Origin of the sequence: Prevotella sp. kh1p2, assembly GCF_900111525.1 — a bacterium.
Taxonomy (GTDB): domain Bacteria; phylum Bacteroidota; class Bacteroidia; order Bacteroidales; family Bacteroidaceae; genus Prevotella.
Genome location: NZ_FOHY01000002.1, coordinates 244,123 through 267,731, shown reverse-complemented (window position 1 = coordinate 267,731; position 23,609 = coordinate 244,123). Strand labels below are relative to the sequence as shown.

Annotated in this window: 15 protein-coding genes and 1 pseudogene; 15 read left to right on the top strand and 1 reads right to left on the bottom strand. The window is 51.9% G+C overall.

Annotated features, from left to right (window positions below; all coding sequences use genetic code 11):
• The first annotated feature begins 59 nt into the window (after positions 1–59).
• The 15 genes and pseudogenes from BMW31_RS02365 to BMW31_RS13245 all read left to right on the top strand — a co-directional run.
• Complete coding sequence (locus tag BMW31_RS02365) at positions 60–707, top strand: DUF4294 domain-containing protein (protein ID WP_091820607.1); 648 nt, start codon at positions 60–62, stop codon at positions 705–707.
• A 191-nt stretch (positions 708–898) separates the two neighbouring features.
• Positions 899–1,102, top strand: a complete 204-nt coding sequence (locus BMW31_RS02360; protein WP_091820604.1) for a hypothetical protein — start codon at positions 899–901, stop codon at positions 1,100–1,102.
• Between the two features lie 33 nt (positions 1,103–1,135).
• Positions 1,136–1,504: a tellurite resistance TerB family protein gene (locus BMW31_RS02355; protein WP_091820602.1), complete on the top strand. Its 369-nt coding sequence runs from the start codon at positions 1,136–1,138 to the stop codon at positions 1,502–1,504.
• A 243-nt stretch (positions 1,505–1,747) separates the two neighbouring features.
• The gene (locus BMW31_RS02350; protein ID WP_143049130.1) at positions 1,748–2,548 is read left to right on the top strand and encodes an outer membrane beta-barrel protein; all 801 of its coding nucleotides are present in this window, start codon (positions 1,748–1,750) and stop codon (positions 2,546–2,548) included.
• Between the two features lie 228 nt (positions 2,549–2,776).
• Positions 2,777–3,910 (top strand): AAA family ATPase, encoded by a 1,134-nt coding sequence (locus tag BMW31_RS02345; RefSeq protein ID WP_091820597.1) that lies wholly within the window; start codon positions 2,777–2,779, stop codon positions 3,908–3,910.
• Positions 3,911–5,146: 1,236 nt separating this feature from the next.
• Positions 5,147–6,670, top strand: a complete 1,524-nt coding sequence (locus BMW31_RS02340) for a GH3 auxin-responsive promoter family protein (RefSeq protein ID WP_091820595.1) — start codon at positions 5,147–5,149, stop codon at positions 6,668–6,670.
• A 187-nt stretch (positions 6,671–6,857) separates the two neighbouring features.
• Positions 6,858–8,744, top strand: a complete 1,887-nt coding sequence (locus BMW31_RS02335; RefSeq protein WP_255404793.1) for an Ig-like domain-containing protein — start codon at positions 6,858–6,860, stop codon at positions 8,742–8,744.
• A gap of 56 nt (positions 8,745–8,800) precedes the next feature.
• Positions 8,801–9,610, top strand: coding sequence for a DUF3108 domain-containing protein (locus tag BMW31_RS02330; protein ID WP_091820590.1), 810 nt, complete (start codon positions 8,801–8,803; stop codon positions 9,608–9,610).
• A 425-nt stretch (positions 9,611–10,035) separates the two neighbouring features.
• On the top strand, positions 10,036–10,623 hold the full coding sequence (locus BMW31_RS02325) for an RNA polymerase sigma-70 factor (RefSeq protein ID WP_091820588.1): 588 nt from the start codon (positions 10,036–10,038) through the stop codon (positions 10,621–10,623).
• A 170-nt stretch (positions 10,624–10,793) separates the two neighbouring features.
• Entirely contained in the window at positions 10,794–11,807 is a 1,014-nt protein-coding gene (locus BMW31_RS02320; RefSeq protein WP_091820586.1) for a FecR family protein, read from the top strand.
• A 212-nt stretch (positions 11,808–12,019) separates the two neighbouring features.
• On the top strand, positions 12,020–15,538 hold the full coding sequence (locus BMW31_RS02315; protein ID WP_091820584.1) for a TonB-dependent receptor: 3,519 nt from the start codon (positions 12,020–12,022) through the stop codon (positions 15,536–15,538).
• A 28-nt stretch (positions 15,539–15,566) separates the two neighbouring features.
• Positions 15,567–17,411, top strand: coding sequence for a RagB/SusD family nutrient uptake outer membrane protein (locus BMW31_RS02310; RefSeq protein ID WP_091820582.1), 1,845 nt, complete (start codon positions 15,567–15,569; stop codon positions 17,409–17,411).
• Between the two features lie 74 nt (positions 17,412–17,485).
• The gene (locus BMW31_RS02305) at positions 17,486–18,532 is read left to right on the top strand and encodes a family 43 glycosylhydrolase (protein ID WP_091820579.1); all 1,047 of its coding nucleotides are present in this window, start codon (positions 17,486–17,488) and stop codon (positions 18,530–18,532) included.
• Positions 18,533–18,638: 106 nt separating this feature from the next.
• Positions 18,639–20,159 (top strand): alpha-N-arabinofuranosidase, encoded by a 1,521-nt coding sequence (locus BMW31_RS02300; RefSeq protein ID WP_177166254.1) that lies wholly within the window; start codon positions 18,639–18,641, stop codon positions 20,157–20,159.
• A 22-nt stretch (positions 20,160–20,181) separates the two neighbouring features.
• Positions 20,182–20,289, top strand: a pseudogene (locus BMW31_RS13245) (DUF3108 domain-containing protein); the annotation flags it as partial.
• A 243-nt stretch (positions 20,290–20,532) separates the two neighbouring features.
• Here the strand turns inward: BMW31_RS13245 and BMW31_RS02295 are convergent.
• Positions 20,533–23,265, bottom strand: coding sequence for a hybrid sensor histidine kinase/response regulator transcription factor (locus BMW31_RS02295; protein ID WP_091820574.1), 2,733 nt, complete (start codon positions 23,263–23,265; stop codon positions 20,533–20,535).
• Positions 23,266–23,609: the final 344 nt, after the last annotated feature.

The window sequence follows — 23,609 nt, the reverse complement described above, 5'->3', positions numbered from 1 at the left end:
GCAAATAAAAAAGAAATTTTTTCTCCGGCTGACAACTTATCTGTATCTTTGCCATTGCAATGAAAGTAAAGTTCTGCATACTGGTTTTCGCGGCGCTGCTGGCCCCCCTGCAGCTGCTTGCCCAGGACGACAAGCCGGGCCACATCAACCCCGAAGACCGCCCGATAAACATGGATACGCCCACCTTTGAGCCTAAGGTAAAGGTGGGAAAGGTGCTCTATGGCGCCGACTCCATACAGTACGTGGAGCTGAACCCGCTCTACGTGTACCCTGTTCCGGTGTTCAGCAATGCTGCAGAGCGTGCCCGATACAACCGGTTGGTGTATAATGTCAAGAAGGTACTGCCCATTGCCAAGGAGTGCAGGGCCATTATCATCGAGACGGGGGAGTATTTGCAGACGCTGCCCAATAAGAAGGCGCGTGACGAACACATGCGTCGTGTGGAATACAGCATCAAGAAAGAGTACACGCCCCGCATGAAGAAGCTCACCTACCAGCAGGGTAAGCTGCTCATCAAGCTCATTTACCGCGAGTGTAACTCGTCGTCCTACAATCTCATTCAGGCCTTCCTCGGTCCTACCAGGGCCGGAGTTTACCAGGCGTTTGCGTGGTTCTTCGGCGCCAGTCTGAAGAAGCAGTACGACCCCGAGGGCGTAGATCGCCTCACGGAGCGTATCGTGCTACAGGTTGAGAACGGCCAGCTGTAGCCCTGCTCACGGCTATCGCCGCGCCCGGTACAGCCCTTCAGGAAGCGTGGTGAATGCTTTCTGCAACCGTAATCCGGCCGTTCAGCATCATTATTTGAGTAAAATAATTTGTTTTTTCCTTGCCGTTTTAAATTATTTCCCTATCTTTGTGGCGACACATTATTATATTATAACTAATATCAAACGCAATTATGGGGAACTTCTTGGAAAACATTCTCAAAAGCGATGTGGCCAATTCAATGATTGAATCGGCAAAAGAAAAACTGCAGGACGGCAAGATCAGCGAAACGCTCGGCAAGGTCGGAATAAGCTCGGAGAAGCTAAGTCAGATGGCGAAGAGCGTTATCGGCGTCATCGGACTGGCCGGGAAGTCGTTCGACAAGAAACCGGAATGACCGTAAGAAACATGAACCTTAGGAGTAAAAACAATGGAAAAAATCACCGCAATAGTAAAGCTGATGGCGCAGACGGGACTCTTCTTCGCCAATGCCGACGGCATTTATCAGCGCAGAGAGAAAGAATACATTGACGAGTTCGTATCAGGCATCAAGCAGATAGGCGACATCACGGCCGAGATGGAGGCCGATATTCAGGCCTCATTGGACAAGAAATACACCCTGAACGAAATCGTTGACGGCACAAGAGAGGTGCTCGACGGCTTCAGCGAGCCCGAAAGGCAGGCCATACTGAAGAGCATCCGCGGGTTTATCAATAAGGTTATACGAGCTGACGGACACGTTCATCCGCTGGAACACGAAAACTACAAGCTCTGGAAAACGGCCTTCGGACTGCACTGACGGCAAACAAATAAAAAACAAAGCCCTACTCCCGGTCTTACCGGACGGGCGGGGAAGTCTTTTTGCTTCAAATTTTCAACTCTCTGCCTCTTGCGAAAGAAGGGCGGAGATACACTTAGTATTAGTTCTGCTTCCCTCCTGACAACCGAGGCCGGAAAGGGCTTTTTCATCATGCAACATGAGTTTCAAGCCATTTATGTCTTTACAAAAGAAGTGTAACAGCCGCCGTGGCGGCCTTTTAAGATGAGCCGTTTAAGTTTTAACCAACATGCGTTGCCGGCCGCCCTTTGCTGCAGCAGAAGGCTGAAACCGGCTTTCTTTCTTTTCATTTTCTTATTACTGATACCTCTCGAGACCCCGGCACAGGATGCCGACAGCGAGCGGCGGTGGGCCCTGGACGGTGCTTTGGGCCCCGTGAAGCTTACCGACCTGCACACCACGGGGCAGTCCATTAACTCTTCGTTGCCCGGTGTGAAGACGGGACTCATGACCTCTCTGCATGCCGAATACTTCATTCCCGCCTCCCACTTCAGCCTTACGGCGGGCTATGAGAAGGAGGAACTCAACTATCAGGGGCAGGATCTCTCGGCCAACTTGCAGCAGGCAATGCTCGGCGGACGCTGGTATCCCGCCCCAAAAGAGTGGATGGTGCAGCCTTACATAGGCCTCGACGCGTTCTGCACCCTCGGTTCCACGCGCCAAACTCTCACCATGACCAGCAGCGCCACGCCCGTCAGCAAGGCCTACGAGCGTACGGCAACCATCCGCCTGCCACGCTTCAGCGTGGCTCCCTTGGTGGGTGTAGACCTCTATATCCTGTCATCGGTAGCGTTGCAGGTAACGTACGGCTACCGCATGGGCATCAATTCCCACGCCGATATCCGCTCCCGCTACACCGACAGCAGCGCCACCAGCCTCTCGCATGGCAGCATCCACCGCCATGCCCTGGCCTTCGGGCTCAAGTTTACCTTTCCTTTCTCGTTCACCATAAAGGATGCCGACAACCTTTTAAACTTGCTGATGGGCGATGATGACGACTATTAAAGCCTCCCGCCTGCGGCAACCGCGGTAGGCGAAACTGCCGTTCAGAATTTCTGAAACATGCCTTTTACACCTTTACCGGCGGTTGATAACGACGCTGAAAACACCCATTAAATACGCTGAAAAACAAGTCACACAACCTTGTGTGACACAACTTTGTGTGATACATACTTGTGTAAATGAAAATAAAAGCCTATATTTGCGGCGTAAATCATTTGAAACAAGAAAGTTATGGAGCGCAAATTTGTTTTCGGAGTGGCTGTTTCAGGCTATAACTTTACGGGCAGAAAGGCCGAAACGGAGCGCCTGCTGACCGATTTCAGAAATGGAGTGAACGTGATACTCATGTCGCCCCGCCGCTTAGGCAAGACCTCTCTGGTGAGGCATGTGTGCGGTTTGGTCTCGCCGACGGAGCTCATTACGGTTTATGTTGACATCTTCGGGTGCAAGACGGAGTACGAGTTCTATAACAAACTGGCTGCGGCAGTGCTGCAGCAAACGGCCTCGCGCAAGGAACTCTGGCTCGAGGAAGCCAAAGACTTCATCTATCGGCTCTCGCCGAAGATTTCGTTCAGTCCCGACCCCAACATCCAGTTCAGCGTCTCACTCGGCATTTCGCCCAAGACGCATACACCGGAGGAGATACTCTCTCTGGTCGAACAGATAGCCGAAAGGAAAGGAAAAAGGATTGTGGTGTGCATAGACGAGTTCCAACAAATAGGCGAGATAGCCGACAGCAAGCAAGTGCAGGCCCGCCTCAGGAGTGTGTGGCAGCACCAGCAGCGTACGTCCTACTGTCTCTTCGGCAGCAAACACCACCTCATGGGCAGCATTTTTCTGAACAGGAGCATGCCCTTTTATCAGTTCGGTGACCTGATAGTGCTCGACAAAATATCTACTGCAGACTGGACGGACTACATCGTCACTCACTTTGCCGACGGCAACCGCAGCATCAGTCCCACACTGGCAGCAGAAATATGCACCTTGGTCGACAATTATTCGGCCTACGTGCAGCAGCTCTCGTGGCTTGTCTTTACACTGACAAAGGAGGGCGACACCGTTACCAGAGCCCATCTGCAGGCGGCCATGAACGAACTGCTGGCCACCAACGACATCCTCTTCATGCAGATGGTAGAGCCGCTCTCGGAATACCAGATGAACTTTATCCGTGCAATCATCGACGGCATCAACGACAACTTCGGCCGTTCACAGGTACGCGAAAAATACCGACTGGGAAGCTATTCAAACATCAACAGACTGAAGAAAGCCCTGCTGGAACGCGACATCATCACCGTAAAAGGCGACGAGATAACCCTGACCGACCCCGTATTCGGCAAGTGGTTTGAACGAAAAATGATGGTCTGAAGGCGGCTGAAACAACCCTGCTGGCTTTTCAACAACCTGTTGATAAACCTGTGGAAAACCCTGTTTACAACCTCATCATAACTTTGCAGATATGCACGTAGGCAGACAGAGAGCCGCAAAAGCGTGGATATCCACAGGTTTATTACGCCCTTCTAAAAGCGATTTCCACATTTTCGGCAGCTGAAAAGATATCAACTTATCAACTTTGCACTATCTATTACGAACATGTGAATAAGTATGCTATCTCGCTGAAAACCAACAATCAGAAATTAGGTGGATGTGTGCATAACTGCAACCCGAATGTTGAAAGCGGAATAACCAAATAATCGGGCCTCGAGTTTTGCACTTATCAACACCACATCATACCATTCATTTTCTTTTTTCTTTTAAAAAACAAAGAGAAAATAATTATAAAGTTGGGGTGGAAAAGTTGGTTTTTAAAGACAGAGTAACAAATTTTTCATTTGTCTGCTGCATGTTCCCAGCTGATTTGCTCCTCATTTTTAAAGACAGAGTAACAGAGTATTTTTTTCGTTGCTGATATTATTTTGTTGTGCTGTCTCCTTATTTTAAAGACAGAGTAACATAGTATTTTTTCTGCTGCTGAATGCTTATTTCATTTTTGAAACAAACAAGCAACGGTTTGCAAGAAGACAAACCGGTATCCTCCCCTTTCCAAGGGGAGGCGGAGGAGGGGATGATTTGATGGCAGGAATTAGCTAACTTGAAGGATAGACCATCACCTTCTGAATTATGAATTGTGAATTATGAATTACGAATTAGCAGTTTGCTGCTTAACATATCATCCCCTCCTAACCTCCCCTTTCTAAGGGGAGGATACGCTGACGCCCACAAGCAGACCCCAATTACCTACTTTTATAAATATAGCAAGAAGGCTAACTGGTATCCGTTACGCAAACTATTGATATCCAACTACTTACAAACAAGGAGATAAAAGGTATCATTCAAGCCTCTTGAACGGCATCTTCAAGGCCCTTGAAAGTATCGTTCAAGAGGCTTGAAGCATATCTTCAAAACCTGTGAATTGTGAATTGTGAATTGTGAATTGCCTGCCTCTGTTACTTTGTCTTGTAAAATAAGCTGCGCTGAATGTAATAAACACGGTGCCAGGTCATCAAGAAACAAACGGGCGGAGACAGTATTAAAAATCTTAAATTGTACGTTAAATCCGAAAGTTTAGGCTAAATTTGCAACTTAAACTGATAATAGGCATCAATGAGTTTAACAAGTTTTGCCGGCAAGCTGTTCGTTCCCCGTCAGCGTGAATTGAAGCATCACCTTCGCGATGGGGATGAGTTGCAGCAGCGGGTGCTCGAATATCTTGTGGGCAGAGGTAAGCATACGGAGTACGGACGCAAGTATGCAATGGGGGCGGTACGCTCTTACAGCGACTTTGCCCGCAGCCTTCCGGTAACTACTTACGAAGAACTGAAGGACTGTATAGACCGCATGCGCCACGGCGAACACGACGTGCTGTGGCCCGGAACGGTAAAATGGTACGCCAAATCATCGGGCACCACGAACGACAAAAGCAAGTTCATACCCGTTTCATCCGAAGGTCTGCACAACATACATTATAAAGGTGGGGCCGATGTAGTGGCACTCTACCTGCGCAACAATCCGCAGAGCAGGATGTTCGACGGCAAGAGTCTCATCCTCGGCGGCAGCCATTCGCCCAACTATAACCTGCCCGGAAGTCTGGTGGGCGACCTGAGCGCCATCCTGATAGAGAACATCAATCCGGTTGCCAACTTAGTGCGCGTGCCGAAGAAGCAGACGGCGCTGCTCTCTGATTTCGAGGTGAAGCGCGACCGCATAGCCCGCGAAACCATAGGGAAGAACGTGACCAACCTCTCCGGAGTTCCCTCCTGGATGCTCTCGGTGCTGGTTCGCGTGCTCGAACTGAGCGGCAAGCAGCACATCAACGAGGTGTGGCCAAACCTGGAAGTGTTCTTCCACGGCGGCATTGCCTTTACGCCCTACCGCAGCCAGTACGAGCAAATCATTACCTCGCCGGGCATGCACTACATGGAAACTTACAACGCCAGCGAGGGCTTCTTCGGCATTCAGGACGACCCGACGGACAGGAGCATGCTCCTCATGCTCGACTACGGCGTGTTCTATGAGTTCATACCAATGGACGAATTCGGCACCGACCATCCCGCCGTTGTTCCGCTGGAGGGTGTGGAGTTGGGGCGTAACTACGCCATGCTCATCTCTACTTCGTGCGGACTGTGGCGCTATCTCATCGGCGATACGGTGCAGTTTACCAGCCGCAAGCCGTATAAGTTCGTCATCACCGGCCGCACCAAGTACTTTATCAATGCCTTCGGCGAGGAGCTTATCATGGATAACGCCGAGCGGGGGCTGGCCTACGCCTGCGAACAAACGGGCGCCCAGGTGGCCGAATACACGGCTGCGCCCATCTACATGGATGCCAATGCCAAGTGCAGGCACCAGTGGCTCATCGAGTTCAGCAGGCCTCCGGAGAGCTTGCAGCAGTTCTCCGACTTGCTCGACCGGCGCCTGCAGGAGCTCAACAGCGACTATGAGGCCAAGCGTTTCCACGACGTCACGCTCCAACATCTGCAGATTGTGCAGGCCCGCCCTAATCTTTTCAACGACTGGCTCAAGTCAAAGGGCAAGCTCGGAGGGCAGCATAAGGTGCCCAGACTGAGCAACAGCAGGAAGAATATAGACGAACTCCTGGAGCTCAACGGAACCACCCAAGAACAATGAATATAATAAGGTAAAGCGAAAAAGACGAATGAGAAGAACGGAGAAACACATTTTTGAGCTGCAGAGAGGGCACCGTCCACGGTCGGGGAGTGGGTGTCCGGGCGGCGCGCTGCGCATTTTGGGGCGCGTTGCGGCAGGCTTGTTCTTTTCATTCACGGCGCTGTTTGCCGTGTCGTCGTGTGCCCGCATGGGTCAGCCCGACGGCGGTTGGTACGACGAAACACCGCCGCGCGTTATTGGAAGTACGCCTGCCGACAAGGCTACAGGCATCACCGGGCGCAAGATACGCATAAACTTTGACGAGTTCATCAAGATAGACAACCCCACCGAAAACGTGGTGGTGTCGCCTCCGCAGATGGAAGCACCCGAGATAAAAGGGCAGGGCAAGAGCATCGTCGTGGAGCTGAAAGACTCGCTGAAACCCAATACAACGTACACCATCGACTTCTCCGACGCCATTACCGACAACAACGAAGACAATCCCTTGGGCAACTTTACCTACAGCTTCTCCACCGGCAGCGAGATTGATACGATGGAGGTGAGCGGGCATGTGCTCGAGGCAGAGAACCTGGAGCCCGTGAAGGGCATCCTCGTAGGCCTCTACGCCAACCAGTCGGACAGTGCTTTCCACAAGCTGCCCATGCTCCGCGTGTCGAAGACTGACAGTCGCGGACGCTTCGTTATCAAAGGAGTAGCGCCCGGAAGTTACCGCATCTACGCCCTTCAGGATGTGGACGGCGACTACCGTTTCTCGCAGAAGAGCGAGAAACTGGCCTTTAATCACGACGTCATCGTGCCTTCCTCGAAGCCCGATGTGCGCCAGGACACCCTCTGGCGAGACTCTCTGCACATCGATTCCATAGCCCGCGTGGGCTATACTCACTTCCTTCCGGACGACATAGTGCTGCGAGCATTCACCGAAGTGCTCACCGACCGCTACTTCATCAAGGCCGAACGGCAGGATGCCAACCACTTTACACTCTTCTACAGTTACGGCAGCAACAAGCTTCCGGAGGTCAAGGGGCTGAACTTCAACGCCGCAGATGCCTTCCTGGTGGAGGCCAACGAGAAGCGCGACACCATTACTTATTGGCTGCGCGACACGGCTCTGGTAAACCAGGACACGCTCAGCGTGCAGCTTGCTTACGAGATGACGGACTCCGCGGGGCAGCTCGTGATGCAGACGGACACGCTCCAGATACTCTCCAAACAGCCTTACGCCCGCCGCCTGAAGGACCTGCAGCGCCGCCGCAACGAGTGGCAGAAGCGGCAGGACCGGGCTAAGAAGCGTGGCGACAAATACGAAACCGTGTGGCGCCCGGAGGCTCTGAAGCCCGAAATCAAGGCTCCCTCGCAGTTTGACCCCGACCAGAACATCCTCTTCTCCTTCCCTGTGCCGCTGGCGGAGATGGACACCGCCAAGGTTCACCTGTACTCTAAGATAGACACCCTCTGGTATCGCGCCAGGTTCCTGCTGCGCCCCTACCCCCCCATACCGCGCACTTACGAGCTTTACGGCGAGTGGAGACCGGGCGTGGAGTACAGTCTCGAGGTAGACAGCGCAGCCTTCCGCGACATCTACGGCAACGTGTCAGACAAGCTGAAGCAGGGCTTCAAGGTGCGCAATGACGATGAGTACACCACCATCGTAATGAACCTGGAGGGCATGAACGGCCGACCGGTCATCTGCCAGCTCCTCGACAAGCAGGACAAAGTGCAGAAGCAGGTGAGTACCACGAGCGGTACGGCAGAGTTCTTCTACGTGAACCCCGACACCTACTACCTCCGGATGATAGTCGATGAGAATGCAAACGGCCGATGGGACACGGGTGACTACGACCTCGACCGCCAGCCCGAAGAGGTTTACTACTATCCTGAAAAGATAGAATGCCGTGCCAAATGGGAGGTGCGAAAGACCTGGCAGCCCGCCGTGCGGCGCCTCGACGAGCAGAAATCGGCCGAGATAACGCAACAGAAGGCCGACAAGAAGAAAACCATCAAGTACCGCAACGCCGAGCGGGCACGCAAAATGGGCGTGCCGTTGCCCGCCAACGTGGTAACCGTAAGGAAGTAACAGCACGGCGGCTGACAGCATCCGGTGCGGCCGAAACATTTAAAACGAATAAGCCAATGAGAAGTTTCAAATATCTGATAACAACCCTGCTGCTGGCCGTAGCCATGCAGTCAGGCGCCCAATGCTCGTTCCGCAACGAGGCATTCAAGTCGGGAGAGTTCCTCTCCTACAACCTTTATTATAACTGGAAGTTCGTTTGGGTAAAGGCCGGAACAGCCTCCATGTACACCGTCCAGAGCCGTTACAACGGCAAGCCGGCCTATCGCGCCAGCCTCACCACGCGCGGCAATCGCCGCGTAGACGACATGTACGTGCTGCGCGACACGCTGCTCTGCTACTCATCGCTCGACATGGAGCCGCTCTACTTCCGCAAGGGAGCCCGCGAAGGCAGCCGATACACGGTAGACGAGGTGTTCTACACCTACCCCGGAGGCAAGTGCAACATCCGCCAGCACAGACTCACAAGCAGCGCCGAGCACCTCTGGGAGCAGCACACACTGAACTACTGTGTGTACGATATGCTCAATATCTTCCTGCGCGCCCGTTCTTTCAACCCCGACGGATGGACGAGCGGCAAGGTGATTGACTTCCCCATAGCCGACGGCAACAGCGTAGACACGGGCCGGCTGGCCTACAGTGGCAAGGTTACTGTTAAGGGCGACAACGGCCACAAGTACCGTTGCCTGCGGCTGGCCTACTCTGAAAAGGAGGACGGAAAGTTCGAGCACATCGTCGACTTCTATGTAACCGACGACAAGAACCACGTTCCCGTTCGGCTCGACCTGTTCCTGCGCTTCGGTTCGGCCAAGGCTTTCGTGACGAGCATGAAGGGCTTACGCAGTCCTGTTACATCGCTCGTGAAGTAGCGCCTGCTTGCAGTTGCTCTGTAAGAGATGGCTTTCAAGCTCCTTGAACGATACCTTTTACCCCCTTGGAGATGCCCTTCAAGCCTCTTGAAAGGCATCTTTTGCTTTGCGGTTTGTAAGCTGTTGATTTCTAACAGCTTACGAACGAGGTTTTTTCAGGGCATTTCCTGCTGCCATCATCCCCTCCTAACCTCCCCTTTCCAAGGTGAGGAAAGGCTGGCGCTTGTACGTATGCACAAGCCGTTATTCCTGCCTCACCTCTCCCGGTGCCATCCCGAACTCGTCCTTGAAGCACTTGGTGGCGGGCGTGGAAAGGCAACTTTTGAAACATATTTTTGTTACGTTGTTACTTTATTGCTATTTTTGTAGCCTACATTTCAAATATAGCAACCGGAATAAACTTACTTAATCAGGAGCTACAAACAATGGAACACACGGAGGAACTGATAGCCAGACAACTTCGCGAAGGACGAGAGGAGGCCTACGCCTATCTGTTCAGCCATCACTATGCCGTGCTGTGTCACATCGCAGAAGGGTATGTACACGACTCGTTCACGGCCGAAACCATTGTTGGCGACACCATCTTCCACTTGTGGGAAGTACGTTCGGAGCTGGAAATCAGCACCTCTCTGAGGGCTTACCTGGCGCAAAGCGTAAGGCGGCGGTGCCTGGATTACTTGAAATCGAGGCAGTGCAGACAGGAGAAAGCCGTGCGTAAGTGCAGCCTCGAGCAGCTACCCGCCGTGCAATACCTTTGCAGCGACGACTATCCACTGGGCCGCCTGCTGGAGAAAGAACTCGAAGAGAAGATAACCGAGGCCGTGGGCAAGCTGCCAGAGAAGTGCAGGCGGGTGTTCTGCATGAGCCGCTTCGAGGGCAGATGCAATGAGGATATTGCTCGCGAACTGGCCATTTCCGTCAGCACAGTGAAGTATCATCTGGCCACGGCGCTTAGCTTTCTGCGCGGCGAGTTAGGCAAATATCTCGTCATTTTGCTCATCCTTGGCATCTGATATGTTAGAGTGGTGGCTTCCGGTTCGTCTCGCGGGCTGCTTCATCAGCGGTCGGCCTCATCGCCTGAGTATGCAGACAAAAGAGAAAACCTTTTGCGTTTCTTGCAAAAAAACACGTTTTCACCTGTCCTTTTCCGTATAAACATCGTCACAAACTATAGAGACACACCATGGAACAACAAAGAGAACATATCGACGAACTGATAGTCCAACTGTTTACCGGCACGATAACATCCGACGACTATCACGCACTGCAACAATGGATTGCGGCATCGGCCGACCATGAACGCTATTTCCTGCAACGGCAGGAGGTGTGGTTCTCGGCAGTGGATGCCGGACAACTCGCCAAATACGACAGTAGGAAAGCCTTCAACACATTCCGCTTACGCACGGCCAACGCCATCAGCAGCCGGCACAATGAGTTACACACACGCCCACGCAGTCACCGCCTGGCAGGCTATATTGCTGCCGTTGCTGTAGCGTTTATTGTAGGCTACCTTGGCTACCAACGAGGCGAGGGGAGTCTGGCTGCCTCATTTGCCGACATCACCGTTGAGGCGCCGGAGGGTTCACGCACCATGACCATTCTGCCCGATGGCACCAAGGCGTGGCTCAACGCTGGCTCACGGCTCATCTACTCGCAAGGCTTCGGCCTGAAAGACCGCAATGTGTGGATGGACGGTGAGGGCTATTTTGAGGTAAAGAAGAACGAGAAACTGCCCTTCAGCGTCAGGACAAACTCACTGAAGGTAAACGATTTGGGAACCACTTTCAACCTGCGCGACTACGCCGAGGATGAAGAAGCGGTGATATCGTTGATAGAAGGAAAAGTAAACTTTGCCACCGGCAAGGCCGGCAAGCTGTACGGCATGAGCCCGAACCAGAAAGCGGTGTACAACAAAAGCACGGGAAAAGTGGATATATACGGCAACAGCGCAACGGCATCTGCCCTGTGGACCAAGGGCAAGATTACGCTCAACGGGCAGCCGCTGACTGAAATCGCCAGGCTGCTGGAACGCAGTTACGGCGTACACATCACCATTGCAGACACTGCCTTGTACAACCGCCACTTCTACGGAGAGTTCCATCAGGAGCAGCAAAGCATATACACAGTACTCAATGCACTTGCAGCGACGGGGCGGCTGAAATACAGGAAAGCCCAAAAAGGGATTGTATTGTATTGACAGCACCTATGTTTAACCTAAATAATAATCCGTATGATCACTATCAGAGCAGTAATCTTTTCCTGACGGATTCCGTAAAGGCGGGAAAGCCTGCACGCTCGCCTGCCCGTAAAGAGCCTGTCCGGCATCTTTTGACATGCCGCAGAAACCTGTGAAACCATTCCTGGTACACTTATCTAACATCTAATTTTAAACATAAAATCAACACTACCATGAACTGCAAAAAAAGAATATTTTTTGTTTTATTGGTTCTATCGGGCAGTCTTTGCACCTTTGCACAAAGCCTGCAGTTACACCTGAACAACGTAACCGTACAGAAAGCCATGACCGAACTGAAACAGAAAAGCGGCTATTCGTTCGTGTACGAAGGTTCCGATTTGGACATTGACAGAAAGGTCAGCGTAAGCGCAACGAACCTGAAACAGGCTGTTGAACAGATACTCAAGGGGCAAGACGTGGATTATGAAATCAAAGACAAGAATGTCATCGTCTTCTCTAAGCAGCAGAAAGACCAGACTACTGGCCAGCCGAGCCAGAGACAAATCACCGGAACCATCAACGATAACAACGGCGAACCGGTGGTGGGCGCTACCGTAAGGGTGAAAGGAACCAACGCGGGAGTGATTACTGACGTTGACGGACGGTTTACGCTTGACTGTCCGCCCGATGCTACCCTGGAGGTAAACTATATCGGCTACGAGCAACAGCAAATCAATCTGCGCGGCAGGAAGAACGTAACCATTGCCATGCAGCCTTCGGCCACCGACCTGAACGAAGTGGTTGTGGTAGGCTACGGCGTACAGAAGAAAGTAAACCTTACGGGCTCTGTGGCTTCGGTAGACTTTACCAAAGAGGTTTCGTCACGCCCTGTTACCACTGCCACCCAGGCACTTGCCGGCATGGCTGCGGGCATCCAGATACTGCAAGGCTCCGGCCGGCCAAACGGCGAGGGGTTCGGCATCAACATCCGCGGTGTGGGTACGCTGAACAATTCCAGTCCTTTGATACTGGTAGACGGTATGGAGATGAGCCTGTCGGATGTCAATGCAAATGATATAGAGACCATATCGGTACTGAAGGATGCCGCCTCATGCGCCATCTATGGCAACCGGGGCGCCAACGGAGTGATATTGGTAACCACCAAGACCGGCCAGGCAGACAAGATAAGGATTACCTACTCGGGCAAATTCTCCATCAATAAACCGGCGAAGCTGGTCCGCTTTATCTCTAACTACGGCGATTACATGCAGTTCGTTAACGAGTCGTACACGAATTTGGGCATCACCAATGGCCCGTATTCTGATGCTACAATACAGAAATGGCGTGATGCTGAGAAGGATCCAAACGGAATATCGGAAAGCGGCTATCCTAACTACGTGGCCTATCCCAACACCGACTGGTTTGACGAAATATACAAGACTAAGGTAATGCAGGAACATTCCATTTCCGTTTTGGGTAACGAGAGACGCACCAAGTATAACATTGGGCTCACTTATCTGGACAATCCCGGCATGATTGTTCGTTCGGGCGTCAAGAAATACTTTATGAATCTCAACGTCGTGTCAGATATCACCGACTGGCTGCAAGTAGGTGCCCATGCGTGGGGATTCCACAATGACCAGCAACGTAACGACGTGAACAACCTGTCGGAATGGTCGTTCCTGAAAACCGTACCGGGCATTTATCCTTATTATGACGGACATTACGGTGGCATTGAGACCGCTGAGGAAGACGGTTCTGCAGGTAACCCGCTGTTAAATCTGAACGGAAATGGCGACTCTTACTACAAGCACAACCGCATCTATGCCACAGCGCATGCACAAGTAAGGTTCCTGAATGATTTCACGTTCAAGACCATTTTCGGGTACGATTACTTCCAGGAGCGGCACAAATACTGCGGTACGCAGAACGAGCTTTATAGCTTTAGCCGCAACCAGATTGTCAGTCCCGCCGCTTCACTGGACCAGATTTACGACTACATGTACTACAACCAGACATATAACTGGAAGTGGACCAATACGTTGAATTGGAACCATGTATTCAATAAGGTACACGACGTGAGCGTGCTCTTGGGCTTCGAGGAAGGAAAGGCCTACGCATCAAATCTTGATACGAGCAAATACGGAATACTCGACACGCACATTACGGATATGAGTACCGTAACCGAGATGAACTACATACATGGTGCTGATACCCAGAACCGCTTCCGTTCCTATTTCGGACGACTGAACTATGCGTATGCTTCCAGATATCTGTTTGAAGCAGACTTCCGCGAAGACGGCTCCTCACGCTTTGCTCCCGGTAACCGCTGGGGTTTCTTCCCGTCGGTTTCCGCAGGATGGCGCATCTCGGAAGAAGCCTTTGCCAAGAATTCTTTCCTGAATGTTTTCGACAACTTGAAGCTGCGGCTCTCTTACGGAAAGCTGGGTAATTCTTCTGTAGACAATTATGCTTACCAGTCTTGGTATGAAAGCGGCTATACAGTAATGGGAGGCAAGAAAGCCCCACGGTTCTACCTGAACCATCTGCCCAATATTGACGTGACGTGGGAAACTACCAAGACTTTTGATATAGGTTTGGATTTCTCCGTTCTGAACAGCAGACTGAGCGGTGTGATTGACTACTATAACAAATATACATCGGGAATTCTCTACAGTCCGTCCATCGGTTTAACTTATGGTGACAAGACATCTCCGTTGCAAAATCTTGCTGAAGTGAGCAACAAAGGAATTGAACTTACACTGCGATGGGAAGACCGTGCCGGCGACTTTACTTATGGAGTGGCGGTGAATGGTTCATGGAACAAGAACATGGTAGAAAAATATAAAGGGACATGGATACACGGCTGGGGAGCAGATCCGAAAAATCCGGATGCCAATGTATATTACTCCAACTTGGGCGAAGTTTCTTCTGGAGGCGATACTCGAATCGTAGAAGGACACATGATGAATGAGTTCTATCTCTACAAAACTTATTCCGGCAATGGCTCTTACTTCAATCAAGACGGCTCCGTCAACATCAACGGCGGACCAAAAGACGGCATGATTCGTACCGATAAAGATATGGACTGGCTCAATGCCATGATAGCAGCCGGCCACGATTTCTTCCCCAACCATTCCGTAGGTAAAGACCGTATTTGGTATGGAGACTATATCTTCGCCGATGAGAACAACGATGGTGTTTACGGAGGTACCAACGACCGTGTATTCCTGGGTGAGTCGAACGCGCCCAAATTCAACTTTGGCATGCAAGCTCACATGGAATGGAAAGGTTTTGACTTGTCCATGAATTGGGGAGGTTCTACTGGCTTCAAGACCTACTGGCGCGAAATAGGACAAAACTCTTCGGATGTAGTTTATGGATTGGAACTTCCGAAAGATGTTGCTTACGACCATTATTTCTATGACCCCGATAATCCTGCCGACCCACGGACAAACATCGGTTCCAAGAATCCTCGCCTCGTGGTAAAGAATCCAAGTCAAAGTGACGGCCTCAGCAGTACACTCCGTCTATATGACTGCGATTTCCTGAAACTGCGCAACCTCACCATTGGCTACACTCTTCCGCTATCTATCACCAAAGCTATTTATGCGCAGAATATTCGTGTTTATTTTTCCGGTGAGAATTTGCTTACCATCACTTCCTTCCCGGGACTCGATCCAGAAATGCGTTCAGGTGAAGGCTACACTACAATGCGTCAATTCTCCTTTGGTGTGAATGTAACTTTTTAGAACATAAAGACATAAAAGATTAGGAATTATGAAAACGATAAAAAAAGTATCAGGTGTACTTCTGTGTGCCATAACGCTTTCCTTGACGGGCTGCTCATCTGATTTTCTGGATACAAATCCATCAGATAGGGTCGGCACGGGCGTTGTCTGGACTTCTGCCAACATGGCCAATGCAGTTGTGAATGGAGCCTATGAACGATTTTATTATGAATACATTGCCAATGAAGGTAAGGTGGGATTAGATGTCTTTACCGAAATTATGGATTTGGATGCCAACTGGAGTAATGGCGATGTTCCCATCCTCATGGGCTCGGCAACAACTTCGTCAGGCATGTTCTCATTTTGGTGGAAATGCTTTTATGAAGAGATTTACCGTACCAGCGACGTAATTCAGAACATAGGGCAAGTACCCGACATGCCCGAAGCTGAAAAAGGACGTGACATTGCCGAATGTCATTTCCTGAGAGCTTGGGCCTATTACAGAGCTAACTGTGTGTGGAGAGGAGTTCCCATATATACAGAACCGGTAAAATACGGAGAAGCCACGAAGCCTCGCGCCACAGAAGCAGAAGTATGGAAGCAAGTTATAGATGACTGTACGGCTGCCATCAACGAGCCCAACCTGCCAGACAAGTATGCAACCGGCAATGCTGATTTTGGACGGGTAACCAAAGGCGCAGCCTATTACCTGCGTGGACAAGTTTATCTTTGGCTGAAAGAATATGATAAGGCAGAGTCGGATTTCAAGGCCATCACTAAGATGGGATATGCGCTCTTTTCAGATTACAAGGCCATGTTCAAGGCAGCTAATGAGAAAAATGACGAATACATTTTCCAGTATCAATATACTGACGACGACGGATTGGGCAATTGCTTTTCACAAGTATATGGCAATCGCGTAACTGTAGGCAACGCCTGGAACAACTTCATTCCCAACCCCATGTTCGTAGACTCTTACGAGTGGGCCGACGGAAAGCCTTTCGATATGGATGAAGTCATACCCGGTTACTCCAAAATGTCGCCCAAAGCCCGCTCCGTCTACTTCCTGCGTGATAACCTGAATCCGAATGCAACAGGCACGCAGCTCGATGCCAACTACAGAGAAGGATATACCCAGATGACTAATTACGGTTCAGACATGAGTAAGTATTTAGAGCATGGAAACGAGGCCCGTATTCGAAAAGCCTATAACGGACGTGATCCGCGCATGGAGATGAACTTCATCACTCCTTATTCTACTTATGTGGGAGGATGTACATCCAATAATTTCACTTACACACTGCGTTGGCCTTACTTCGGTTCTGACGGTGCCTTTCCTTACGACTTGCGTACCGACACGAATGACCGCTACTACTATCTGTGGCGCAAATTCGTAATTGAGGGACGCGAAAGCCGTACCATCTGGGATAGCGATATCGATATTCCCATTTTCCGCTATGCCGGTGCTTTGCTCAGTCTGGCCGAAGCACTGAACGAACAGGGAAAGACCGACGAAGCCGTTACCTATGTCAACCAGGTAAGGCAACGCATTCCCGGCCTTGCATTACTCAACAGCAACCAATACACAACGGTTAAAGGACAAGAAGACATGCGGCAGCGCATTCGCAGGGAATTTGGCTGGGAGCTGTGTGGTGAAGGACAAATGTACTGGAAAGAACTCCGTTGGGGAACCTGGGCCGACAAGAAGTTCGGCACAAACCGCCTGACTGAGGCCGATGCCACAAAACGTAACGGTGCCAACGGCATGACAGAGATTTGGGGAACCAAACGCTACACGCTGAATTACAACGGCGATTATGAGTTCAAATGGGCCATCCCTCAGGAAGAAATCGAGCGCGTTCCGGCTCTTCAGCAGAATGATGGTTGGAAATAAAAAATAAACTGAATTGAAACAAACCTGCCGGTTATGTCCATGCGGACATAACCGGCACTAAACCAAACACAATCATGAAAAAAAGAAATATTTTACGAAGAGTCTCCCTGTTGATAGCATCCGGGCTTACGGTAATGGTATCGTGTGCCTCAAAAGAGTCAACTACAGATGAGCCTGGTGGGAACAACGGAACCGGTAAAGTGGCCAAATACCAGAACCCGGTTATAGGTACGAGTTTGCCTGACCCCACAGTTATCAGAGCCGGCAATGGCTATTTTTACTTGTATGCCACAGAGGACATACATAATCTTCCCATCTACAAATCCAAGGATTTGGTGCATTGGGAATTTGTAGGCACTGCCTTCACGGACGAGAGTCGCCCGCAATGGAACCCGAACGGCGGTCTATGGGCCCCTGATATAAATTATGTCAACGGAAAATACACGCTATATTATGCCAAATCCGAATGGGGAGGCGAATGGACATGTGGTATTGGTGTGGCTACGGCCGACAGCCCCGAGGGGCCTTTCACGGACCACGGAAGCCTGTTCGACAGCAGTTCGATAGGCGTGCAGAACAGCATCGACGGGTTCTACATGGAGGACAATGGCCACAAATACCTGTTTTGGGGCAGTTTTCACGGCATCTACGGAATAGAATTAAGTGACGACGGACTTTCCGTCAAGCCCGGAGCTGAAAAGAAAAAAATTGCCGGCAACCAGATGGAAGGAACCTATATCTACAAGCATGAAGGCTATTATTACCTGTTCGGCTCCAACGGAACTTGCTGCGAAGGTGCCAACAGTACCTACCGGGTTATCTGCGGGCGCTCCGAGAACCTCTTCGGTCCCTACGTAACCAAGGACGGGAAATCGATGCTCGACGGTAATTTTGATGTTTTCCTCCAAGGCAACAACTACTTTGCAGGACCCGGACACAATGCAGAAATCACTACTGATGACAAGGGACAGGACTGGATGATTTTCCACTCCTACCTGAAAGCTGACCCTGACGGAGGTCGTCAGGTTTTGCTCGATCAGGTTCTGTGGAAGGACGGATGGCCACTTATAGCCGGCCATATTCCCGCCTATCAGCACGATGTTCCTTATTTCAAAGAGTAACCGAAGCGGAGGAGGGCAAGGCGGAACCATCAAGGAGGCAACAGTATTCATTGAACGGCAGGCTGCCTTGCCCTTCTCGTCAACCATCCATAACTGGCATCATAGCATGAAAAAAATAATATTAATCCTATCCATGGTACTCATTCATGGGCTGACGCTGTGCATGGCCCAGAATGAAGCCGTCATCAAAGTTGACGTAGAACGGCGAATAGGGCAAATAGACAATCTGATGTACAGCAGTTTTGCCGAACATCTGGGGCGTTGTGTCTATCAGGGAATCTACGACCCGGCATCGCCCGAATCCGATGCAAACGGCTTCCGCACCGATGTCATCAAGGCAATACGGGAACTCAACGTACCGCTTGTAAGGTGGCCTGGAGGCAATTTTGCATCCGGCTATCACTGGACGGATGGCATAGGGCCAAAGGAAAAGCGCCCGGTACGCATGGACTTGGCATGGGGAAAAAGAGAAGACAACTCTTTCGGAACCGACGAATTCATGGCTTGGTGCCATCAGGCAGGCGTCATTCCCTACTTCTGCGTAAACCTCGGAACCGGTACTGCAGAAGAAGCTCACAACTGGGTGGAGTACTGCAACGTCGACGGCGGAACCTACTATTCCGACCTGCGCGCCCGGAATGGGCACAAGGAGCCTTATAAAATTATCTACTGGGGACTTGGAAACGAAGTAGACGGGCCGTGGCAGATAGGCCACAAGAATGCTGAAGACTACAGTAAGGCGGCACTGGAAACTGCAAAAGTGATGAAATGGGTTGACAAGGACATCAAACTTATTGCCGCCGGATGCAGCAACTACGGAGCTGACTGGGTGAATTGGAACCGTACCGTCATCAACACCTTGGGTGACCATGCCGACTATATATCGCTGCACAACTACGTAAGCAACAATACCGACGACTACTATCGCTACATGGCGTCAACCGATTTTGCTGACAATGTGATTAAAGTTACCAAAGGACTCATCCTCGAAGCACAGATTTCGAACAAGCTCCACCATCCGCTCTACATCGCATTCGATGAATACAATGCCTCCTATAACACCAAGGGGCATGGCGGAGCACACGACACGTTCAACCTGGAAGACGCCCTCTGCGTGGCTTCCTACCTGAACGCCTTCGTCAGACACGCCGACATAGTGAGGATGACGAACATGGCTCAAATCGTCAATCTGCTGGGTCCGATTGCTACAACGAACGAAAAAACATGGCGCCAGACCATATTCTATCCCTTACAGCTGTTTGCCAACAACTGCTTCGGACAGTCGCTGAGTCTCTCGGTCAGCACACCCGTCTACAAGATTGACAATGCCGACCAACCCTACGTTGACGCTTCTGCAGCCTTCAATCCTGACAAAAAGACCGTCGTAGTCAATGTAGTCAACCGCCACAAAGAGCAAGTCATGCCGCTTACGCTGGTCGACCAGAATGATATTTGGGGCAAAAAAGCCACTGCCTGCATTGTCAACGGAAAGACCACCAAGAGCATGAATACGCCTGCAGAGGAGAATGTAAAGACACGTTCACAAGCTGTTGAAATAAAAAATGGGAAGATAAAGTTCCCGCTTGAGCCCCACTCTTTTACCCAATTCATCATTTCGCTGCGCTGACACCATCGTCCGCAGGCACAAGAACCACGTGCCCGTGCGGCTCGACCTGTTCCTGCGCTTCGGTTCGGCCAAGGCTTTCGTGACGAGCATGAAGGGCTTACGCAGTCCTGTTACATCGCTCGTGAAGTAGCGCCTGCTTGCAGTTGCTCTGTAAGAGATGGCTTTCAAGCTCCTTGAACGATACCTTTTACCCCCTTGGAGATGCCCTTCAAGCCTCTTGAAAGGCATCTTTTGCTTTGCGGTTTGTAAGCTGTTGATTTCTAACAGCTTACGAACGAGGCTTTTTCAGGGCATTTCCTGCTGCCATCATCCCCTCCTAACCTCCCCTTTCCAAGGTGAGGAAAGGCTGGCGCTTGTACGTATGCACAAGCCGTTATTCCTGCCTCACCTCTCCCGGAGCCATCCCGAACTCGTCCTTGAAGCACTTGGCAAAGTACGAAGGGGCGGTGAACCCCACCTCGTAAGCTATCTCGGAGATGGTTTTGTCGGTGGTTAGTATGAGCGTGCGGGCACGTTGCAGGCGCGCCGTGCGCAGCAGTTCTACGGGCGAAGAGCCTGTGAGGGCCTTCACCTTGCGGTACAGTTGCACGCGCCCCAGGCCTATCTCGGAGCCTATCTTCTCTACGTTGAGGTCGGAATCGGTCATGTTTTGCTGTATGACTTGCCGCAGCCGGGCGATGAAAGCCTGGTCGCGGCTGTTGGCAACAAACCCGTCAGCGGCTGCCGATGCTGCGTCAGCGGGTGTTTGCGGCGTACTGGCAACCGACTGTGAGGCGTAGAGGCGGCGCAGATTCTGGCGTGTGCGGAGCAGGTTCTCGACGCGAGCCATGAGCACCTTGGCCGTAAACGGCTTGGTGATATATGCGTCGGCCCCCTGCTGGTAGCCCTCTATGCGCTGGTCGTCGAGGGTTCGCGCCGTGAGCAGCACTACCGGTATGTGGCTCGTGGCGGTATCGTTCTTCAGCTCGTTCGTAAACTCCAGTCCGTCCATTACGGGCATCATGACGTCGCACACCACCAGGTCGGGCACCTCGCGGCGGGCAGTTTCCAGTCCTGCGCGGCCGTTGTCGGCCTCGGTAACGGTATATTTTCCGCCCAGAACCGAGCGCACGTAGGCGCGCACATCGGCGTTGTCGTCTATTACGAGCACCGTTTCCTTTCCTTCGGTTTCATCATTCAAGGCAGCAAAAGCGGCCGTTAGGGTTGTTGGTTCGGCCTCTGCGGGGGCGGTGAACGGAGCACTTGCCGCCTCCGCTGCATCCTCCGCGAGGGCGCCTTGCTGCGTTACAGGCAGCGTAACGGTAAATGCGGTGCCCTGGCCTTTCTCGCTCTGCACCGTCACCTGCCCGTGGTGCAGCTCGGTAAAGGCCTTGACAAGCGCCAGGCCGATGCCTGTTCCGCCCGTTGAGTGGCGGGTCTGGAAGAAGCGCTCGAATACCTTGGGCAGTTCGTCGGCATCAATCCCCATGCCCGTATCGCTCACGCTGAAGCGCAGCTGCCCGTCGTCGGTGCGCCCGGTGGTTACGTCTATCTTGCCCCCTGCGGGCGTGTATTTGAGCGCGTTGCTCATGAGATTGCCGAAAACACGCATCAGTTTGTCCCTGTCGGCAGTGATGCTGTAGTCCGTTTCGGGGTCGGTGTGCAGCGTGAGGGTGATGTCGTGGCGTGCTGCCGCGGCGGTAAAGTCGCGCGTCCAGGCCGTTATGGCTTCGCTGAGGCTGAAGTGCGAGAGTCGGAGCGACATCTTGCCGTTCTGCACTTTGCGGAAGTCGAGGATGTCGTTCACCAGTTGCATGAGCACGCCCACGTTGCGTGAAGCCAGCGAGAGCAGCTCATGGCGCTCGCCGGTGATGGTGGCGTCGGCGGCCAGTCGCTGCACCGGGTCGGCTATGAGGGTAAGAGGCGTGCGCAACTCGTGGCTTACGTTGGTGAAGAAGGTGAGCTGCGCCTGCGTCATCTCTTCGATTTCGTGCGACAGCCGCTGCAGTTCGTCGTTGCGATGCAGCAGCTCGTCGTTGAGCCGAGACTTCATGAGCGTGGTTCGGTACAGCATGATGGCGCTGAAGATGAGTATCAGGATGAGCGCCACAGCCATGGCGATGGTGGTCTTCTGACTGTTCAGACGGTCGAAATAGGTGTCTACCTGCCGGTGCAGGAGGTCGATGTTGCGGCTCTGCTTCTCCAGTTCGGTGTACTGCATGAGCAGTACGTCGGCGTTGTTCTTGGTTACGATGGCCGACTGCAGGCGGTTCTCGCGCCGGTAGGGCTTGCGTTCGAGGATGTTCATGGCCAGCTGCATGAGTTCCGTTCCGTGCGTGGGGTAGATGTAGGTGGCCGTCATGAGGCCGTTCTTCACCGCTACGATGCCGCCGTCTTTACCCGGCAGGCCGTCTACGCCGAAGTATCTTACGGCCCTGTCCGGCAGCTCGGCCTGCACCGTTCGTCGTGCTCCCATGGCCAGCCGGTCGTTCTGACCGAAGACTACATCCACGTCGGACGCCTCGTCCAGCACCTTCCGCATGGCCTGCTCACCGCTCTGTTCGGTCCAGTCGCCCTGCTCCGAGGTAATAAGTGTTATGCCCGGATAGCGCTGTAGGGCCTCGGCAAAGCCGCGATGGCGCTCGATGGCGGGCGATGAACCTTTGAGTCCCATGATTTCAACCACCTTACCACGGCCGTTGAGGGTGTTGGCAATGAGGGTTCCCATGGTCTTGCCAATCTCGAAGTTGTCAGCTCCCATGAAGGCGGTGTAGTTCTTCGAGTCGGTCTTACGGTCGAAGAGGATGACGGGAATGCCGCGGGCGTAGGCCTTGTCGATGACGGTCGAGATGGTGTTAACCTGGTTGGGAGAGACGATGAGCAGGTCAACCGGTTCGTCGATGAAGCGGTTTATCTGCTCAACTTGTTTCTGGTCGTTGTCCCGGGCCGATGCAAACCGCAGCTTCACGTTGTCGTACAAGTATTGTCCTGTCTTGAGTTCTCTGTTCTGTTTCTCGCGCCAGATGTCCTCACTGCACTGCGACACGCCGATAACTAACTTTCGGTCGGCAGGCGTACACGCTGCTGCAGTGAGCAGAAGGAGCAGAAGGTAGGTTATATTTTTCATGAGTCAGGTATGTTAGTTTAAGCAGAAACGGGCCGCGCAGTTGGTTTTCCGCAAGGGTTGGGGTGCCGTGCGCCCGTTTGTTTGGTGGCAAATATAGTTATTTTTTTGGATTTTCTGCGCCCTTGCAACATTTTTCTCATCATCGGAAACAAAAATGACAGCCCTGCGTTTCGCTATTTCCTACCTTTGCAGACAATAAAAACAAACTAAGCAATGATAGATACCAAGTATCGGTAAACTGACTTTCTTCAGTAGGATTAGCCTGTAGGTAGTATGATAGAAATGTAGAATCAGGATGAAAAAAGCCTCCGGAACGTGGCTTCCGGAGGTCTTTTTTAATGAAC

Coding starts and splice junctions, on each gene's coding strand:
- BMW31_RS02325 (WP_091820588.1), top strand. CDS start 10,036: ATGGAACACACGGAGGAACTGATAGCCAGACAACTTCGCGAAGGACGA.
- BMW31_RS02355 (WP_091820602.1), top strand. CDS start 1,136: ATGGAAAAAATCACCGCAATAGTAAAGCTGATGGCGCAGACGGGACTC.
- BMW31_RS02295 (WP_091820574.1), bottom strand. CDS start 23,265: ATGAAAAATATAACCTACCTTCTGCTCCTTCTGCTCACTGCAGCAGCG.
- BMW31_RS02335 (WP_255404793.1), top strand. CDS start 6,858: ATGGGTCAGCCCGACGGCGGTTGGTACGACGAAACACCGCCGCGCGTT.
- BMW31_RS02315 (WP_091820584.1), top strand. CDS start 12,020: ATGAACTGCAAAAAAAGAATATTTTTTGTTTTATTGGTTCTATCGGGC.
- BMW31_RS02360 (WP_091820604.1), top strand. CDS start 899: ATGGGGAACTTCTTGGAAAACATTCTCAAAAGCGATGTGGCCAATTCA.
- BMW31_RS02305 (WP_091820579.1), top strand. CDS start 17,486: ATGAAAAAAAGAAATATTTTACGAAGAGTCTCCCTGTTGATAGCATCC.
- BMW31_RS02350 (WP_143049130.1), top strand. CDS start 1,748: ATGAGCCGTTTAAGTTTTAACCAACATGCGTTGCCGGCCGCCCTTTGC.
- BMW31_RS02345 (WP_091820597.1), top strand. CDS start 2,777: ATGGAGCGCAAATTTGTTTTCGGAGTGGCTGTTTCAGGCTATAACTTT.
- BMW31_RS02300 (WP_177166254.1), top strand. CDS start 18,639: ATGAAAAAAATAATATTAATCCTATCCATGGTACTCATTCATGGGCTG.
- BMW31_RS02365 (WP_091820607.1), top strand. CDS start 60: ATGAAAGTAAAGTTCTGCATACTGGTTTTCGCGGCGCTGCTGGCCCCC.
- BMW31_RS02310 (WP_091820582.1), top strand. CDS start 15,567: ATGAAAACGATAAAAAAAGTATCAGGTGTACTTCTGTGTGCCATAACG.
- BMW31_RS02340 (WP_091820595.1), top strand. CDS start 5,147: ATGAGTTTAACAAGTTTTGCCGGCAAGCTGTTCGTTCCCCGTCAGCGT.
- BMW31_RS02320 (WP_091820586.1), top strand. CDS start 10,794: ATGGAACAACAAAGAGAACATATCGACGAACTGATAGTCCAACTGTTT.
- BMW31_RS02330 (WP_091820590.1), top strand. CDS start 8,801: ATGAGAAGTTTCAAATATCTGATAACAACCCTGCTGCTGGCCGTAGCC.